This is a genomic window from Mesorhizobium helmanticense, assembly GCF_003034915.1.
In the GTDB taxonomy this organism is placed as follows: Bacteria; Pseudomonadota; Alphaproteobacteria; order Rhizobiales; family Rhizobiaceae; genus Mesorhizobium; species Mesorhizobium helmanticense.
The window spans coordinates 1-5,036 of the sequence record NZ_PZJX01000093.1; the positions used below are offsets into that span (position 1 = coordinate 1).

General features: G+C 57.9%; 3 protein-coding genes and 1 pseudogene. 2 read left to right on the forward strand and 2 right to left on the reverse strand.

The window, feature by feature from the left end; genetic code table 11:
- Positions 1 to 1,042 precede the first annotated feature (1,042 nt).
- Together C9427_RS35160 and C9427_RS34570 are read left to right on the forward strand one after the other, a co-directional pair.
- Positions 1,043 to 1,241: pseudogene (locus tag C9427_RS35160) on the forward strand (type IV secretory system conjugative DNA transfer family protein); the annotation flags it as partial.
- Between the two features lie 499 nt (positions 1,242 to 1,740).
- Entirely contained in the window at positions 1,741 to 2,769 is a 1,029-nt protein-coding gene (locus tag C9427_RS34570; protein ID WP_245437284.1) for a type III secretion protein, read from the forward strand.
- 431 nt (positions 2,770 to 3,200) lie between these two features.
- On the opposite strand, the gene C9427_RS33245 is transcribed toward C9427_RS34570, so the two are convergent.
- Both C9427_RS33245 and C9427_RS33250 read right to left on the reverse strand, forming a co-directional pair.
- Positions 3,201 to 3,785 carry a glycoside hydrolase domain-containing protein gene (locus C9427_RS33245; protein WP_208636458.1) on the reverse strand — a complete coding sequence of 195 codons (585 nt, stop codon included), beginning with the start codon at positions 3,783 to 3,785 and terminating at the stop codon, positions 3,201 to 3,203.
- Between the two features lie 225 nt (positions 3,786 to 4,010).
- Positions 4,011 to 4,583 (reverse strand): glutamate acetyltransferase, encoded by a 573-nt coding sequence (locus tag C9427_RS33250; RefSeq protein ID WP_107653156.1) that lies wholly within the window; start codon positions 4,581 to 4,583, stop codon positions 4,011 to 4,013.
- Between the last annotated feature and the right edge of the window lie 453 nt (positions 4,584 to 5,036).

Consider the following 5,036-nt stretch of genomic DNA (forward strand, 5'->3'; position numbering starts at 1 on the left):
ACCGTAGAAGAAGGCGCCGGCATATCTCGGTTATGCAGGACCTGGAGGATGCGGGTGCTGTGGCGGCGCCCACATGCGTTCGCTGCGGTTCCTGCGCAGTCGTCGCGGGGACAGGCTTCCGTTGTCGAGTGTCACCTGCCGCTGAATGTGACAGGCCAGGATGAAGCGGCGCAGGTTCGCGCCCAGCCGCCAACAATCCCCGCCGGCAGCGGCGCCACGAGAGCCTCTCGCCGCTCGGTGTCACCCAGCACTCCCGGCGATAGCGCATCACATCCGACAGAACCAGATCGCGCACCAGGATCGTCTCGTATCCCTTGAAGCGTGAGCCCGCAGGAGCGCTCACCGCAACCGTCACCTCGCGGCTCACGCGAGCGCCGTCGCGCTTTGCGCCGCGACGGCGTCGCTTCCCCTTGCCAGATGCCGGCTGCGTTGCCCATTCCGACGGCTTGGTCGGCTTGTCCGGAGGGCGATCCTTGAGGGTCTGGATCTCGGCGCGCAGCGCCTGGTTCTCGATCTCAAGGCTCTCGACCCGGCCTTGAAGACCGCGCACTAAGCCGATCAGCGCAGCAAACGGCCCGCGGAGCTGAGCAAGCGACAGCCTTCAAGCGAATCAGTCGGTGGTAGCGTCCGCAAATGGTGAATCACGAACGCGCTCGCCGCAAACCCCTCCGCCCGGAAAATCTGATCTGGTTACGGCTCTCGGCGTGACCCAGAGAGCTGGGAGAAGCCTCTGCGAGACTACAAGTGTAACACCATGTTGGTTTAGCAGATCATGCTTCGGTGGTAACCTCATGGGGTACAGAAACGACTTTGGAAGCTGAGCAATGGATCGCGATAGCAAACGGACACGTGCAGCTGGAAGTCCATCCCGCGACGGGAGGAGGGCCGAGGAACGCCGTAACCACCTCGACCTTCCAGACGGGCCATTGACCATGTTGCAGAACGGTTAGTAACGGCTACCCGCGCGATACAGCAAGCGATCTCGGGAGCTTCAAATCCGCCGAGAGGCAACCGCGACGTGCAGTTCAGGACGTTGCACTTCTTTGTGCTCTATGAATTCAAGCACTTGGGCAAGCTGGAGGCGATCGAGACCGCAATTACGACCATCGCAGGGTCGCTTCAGGCTCATCATCCAGAGCCTCTCGGCACTGACAGGGGCCTAAGGCGAGGCTGGCAAGCAGAATTTTCTCGGCAATACCGGCCTGCAAGTGTTCATGGCCACTGCCGATGACGAGACTCCGAATGGTCATGCCGCCAGATCCCACATTTTGATCGATGCCCGGTTAACGTTACGGTGCCCGTTTTCACAGCGTTAAGTTTACGGTGCCCGTCAGCTTGTCGTAAGCCAACCCGCCTAGCATGAGTCATCCAGATGACACTGACGGTTAAGCGCCCGTCTCGCGTATCCCGTCCCTCGGCGATCAGAAACTCCACTACAGGTGAACGGCTATGGGAATTTGCATCTCCAAATCCTCCGGATCGACTCGACAGTCGCCGCGAGAATCCACGGCGTCGGGCTTTGAGAGCATATCAGCGCTGAGGGGTCTCCCTGGGCACGCCTGCCGACAGGTTGCGACGGGGCGGGCGCCTCTGGAGCCACATCAGATCCAGCAGGCCGCCTATCATATGGGAGCGTGTGTCGTCGGTGACGATGTCACCAGCCCGATAAGACTCGCGACAGCGGGGCAAACAGTTCACGACGTCCGCCTGCTGCTCAAGCATGGCCGGGGAAACGTTAAGGTGGACGACATTCCCTCTCACGGCCACAACAGCATCGGATCGTCGGTTGCAATGATGGGAGCAGACGACAACATTAAGGTTGCAGTGGCCGTAGTCATGGGAGCGGCGTGCTGCAATCAGACCGCTCCCCTTTCCGCTATCGTCCACGCCCCACACATGGCGGCCGACGAGCGGAGTATGACCTCTAGTGCTTCCGTGTCAATGAAAGAGATAACCGACCAAGGTGATGAGATCCCAGTCAAGACGGGTCACATTTGGAACGAACTGCGGCGCGGAAGCCGCGACCCGAGGTCGACCGTGGTTATGGATGCCTGGGCCAACGGTCCCGCTGTTCGGTTGAAGGACAGCGCATGGAGCGGAGTGCCGGTCAAGGAAGGTCATTGGTCGATGGACAAAAGCACCGCCGAATTCCTGAAAAACCGTGTTGAGGGGTTGATTCCGTTCGCGCATCCGGACACAAATGAACAAACTGCCAACGATTTGCGCCGGAAGCAAAACGCACCCGTATCGTGGGAGAAATATGCAGAAGTACAGGTGATCTCACCCGAGTTCGCCGATAGTGTACGCAACGCATTGTCCCGTATTCCTGAAGGCCAACAAAGGGAAATCGCATCACTGATGATTCAGGAAGCCTACGGAATGGATCCTTCCTCGCGCACGCACCAAGACGCAGTGGAATCAGTTCTGGTGGCCGCCAACCAACTTGACTCGCTGCCGCGGCCTCCTGTCGAGCCGCCGGAATTGGCGGCGTATCACCAGTTCGACGCAAATCAACAGGTCCAAGCTCACGCAGTTCCCGGCATGCAAGATATCTTGCCGCACATGCCTCCGCCGCAGCATGCATGGAATGCGAATCTGGACGGCCACATAGCAGGTCTTGAAGCTGAAGTCCGTGCGACAGGTGCGCAAATCTCCTATGAACAGCTGCGGCGGGGTGGTCAAGTCGGGCATTCCATAAGCCACGCCTACAATCACGCCCGCGAGGATCTAATGGCTGCCTCCAGAAGCAGAGATCGCTCCGGCCGTTGAGGTCTCGGCCATGGTAAGTGACGCCTTCTCCCCGAATTCCGTTCACAGCGTTGCCGTTTCCAATGCGCTGGCCGTTGATGTACCTGCCTTAAGGTAACTTTCAGAAACACGTCTGCCGGGTGGTGCGACCAAGCATCACACCACCCGTTCCGGCATCGATCTGTCGAGCGGCGACATCGCACGACGTCGGCGTGGTACTGGTGCCCAATGTCGGCCGCCGGTTGGGCGTGGGTGGACGGCGCTGCAGGTACTTCCGGGGATGATGATGGCGGCCGCACCGCTCAATTGTAGCGGGGCGAGCGCGTGGAGAGACGATTTGCGAGATACCGCGAACAACCTTACACTCGCCGTTGACGTCGGAGACCTCTACGAACATAAACGCGACAACGTTTTCAGCTTGCCGCGCCTACGAGCCGGAGTCCCTCGCCATCCTAGGCCAGCGAGCCTCCGCCCGACTCATCAACTTGGAAGGCCCCGATCTCCCTCCGAGGAACCCGAACGATATTGCGGTCATAGCCCACCCCAGAGGAGCCATGGGCAACCTCTGGAGGTACCTGCCGCATCGACCATCGGTTGGAATAAAAGAACTGCTCGGTTCCAAGAAACAGTGGCGACATAGATATCCATGGAACCGTGATCAGTCCCTCCGCCAATAATTTTGAGAGCACGGCACCGCTACCATACGCGCCGACTACGAAAGTGCCGTTGATCTCCTCTTTAATCGCGTGGAAGTAGGCGAGGATAGGGCCATCGATCTGCGTAGCCGGATAGTCCAAATCGACGGCGAAAAAAATCGTACTGCCTCTATCTTTCGGCTGGCCGACGCGCTTTGCGAACCCCATAGCACTCCTTGCATTTGCAGTACCGATCGAGCTCGAGAAATTGGAAATATGGCGGCTGCTGTCCTGGAAAATCGGTAGAATTCCGAAACCGTGCCCAGATAGTAGTTTGGCCTCCACTGGTGCGATGGTTTTTGGCCTCGCGGAACTCGCGTAATACCGAATGACCGTGGTCACCCCGATCTTCGCAAGAAAGTGAGAAATTTCCGGCCTGCCGCATTGTTGAGACGGACGCTGACATCCGCTGCGGACCATCCGTCCGCCTTCGCGAAGTCTTCATAATAGGGCATGGGCTTTCCCGCTACAAAGCGCACCACCGACTTCGCTCCGCTGACGAAATGTGCGGTATTCACATACTCAACGAGCGTGCTGCTCCTTCTGGTGTAAAGTCAGGCATACGGATCAGAGCAAGACGCGCAGGTAATAAGGTGAGTCGCTCGGCGGGCCGAAGCGGCCGAAAACCTGCGCGATAGTAGACTGCGTATCCTTGTTTGACAGATTCAGGCACGCCTTCAGCAATGTTGAGGTGACGGCGAAACTGCCAGGGCTTCCACCATCGAAAACGGCAAGGCAGGTTAAAGATAAATAGATTTTCGCGGAGTCGGATTGATCCAGGATGAAGCAGTTGAATGCAGTCGGTTCGCCGTATTTGCTCAGATAGACACTGATGGGCTTCGCCAGATCGACGCCTGCTTTGTCGCCGTCGGCAGCATCGGCGCAAATTGACGCAAGGGTACTTGGCAAATCCGCAACGGCCATCGTGCGGTTCAGGGTCTTCGAAGCCGTGGCGGGGTCCACCTGGTTCGGCACCTTTTGCATGGCATTCTGCCACGTACTAGGATCCAAGTTCAGAATTGAGCCTTCGGACAGTTTCTGAATCAAGGCTGAGCAAATCCTCTCCGCTTCGAGGGGGCCGCTGCTCTGGACGCCGATTACCAGGAAGAGGCCCGCAGTTGTTTCTGCGATCGAGTTCATAGTTGGTTTCTTATAGAAGCAGGGCCGGAGTTCGTCGGCACAGCTGTCAGCCGGACCTGATCTATGACGCCGGCGAGGTTTCTTCGAATTGACACCGTCGGTTGGTGCGCTGCTGCTTTCGAGACCAATCATGAGGATCAGACCTGGGGCGTGATGTCTTGTTGTGGGGTCGAGCCGCCGTTAAAGAAGTTCTTGGCATTCACAAACTGCTCGGTGGCGTTCTTATTCACGATCTCCTGGAAGTTTTTGTAATCGGGGCCGCCGTTGCGGATCCGGCGGGTCTGAACGATATTGGTAACCTCGCTATAACGTAGGTCGACGTTGACATATCGTGTCGATGAGCACGAAGATTTAGATCAAGGAAGTACTCATTGAACGTGACTTCTCGAAGAACAATTGCTCCGTAGTCGTAGTATCCGCCTGCCCCGTTATCGAGAAGGTAGCTTTGGCAGG

What these genes read in the sequence shown, in the direction of transcription:
- C9427_RS33250 (WP_107653156.1), bottom strand. Translation starts at nt 4,583, where the DNA reads ATGAACTCGATCGCAGAAACAACTGCGGGCCTCTTCCTGGTAATCGGC.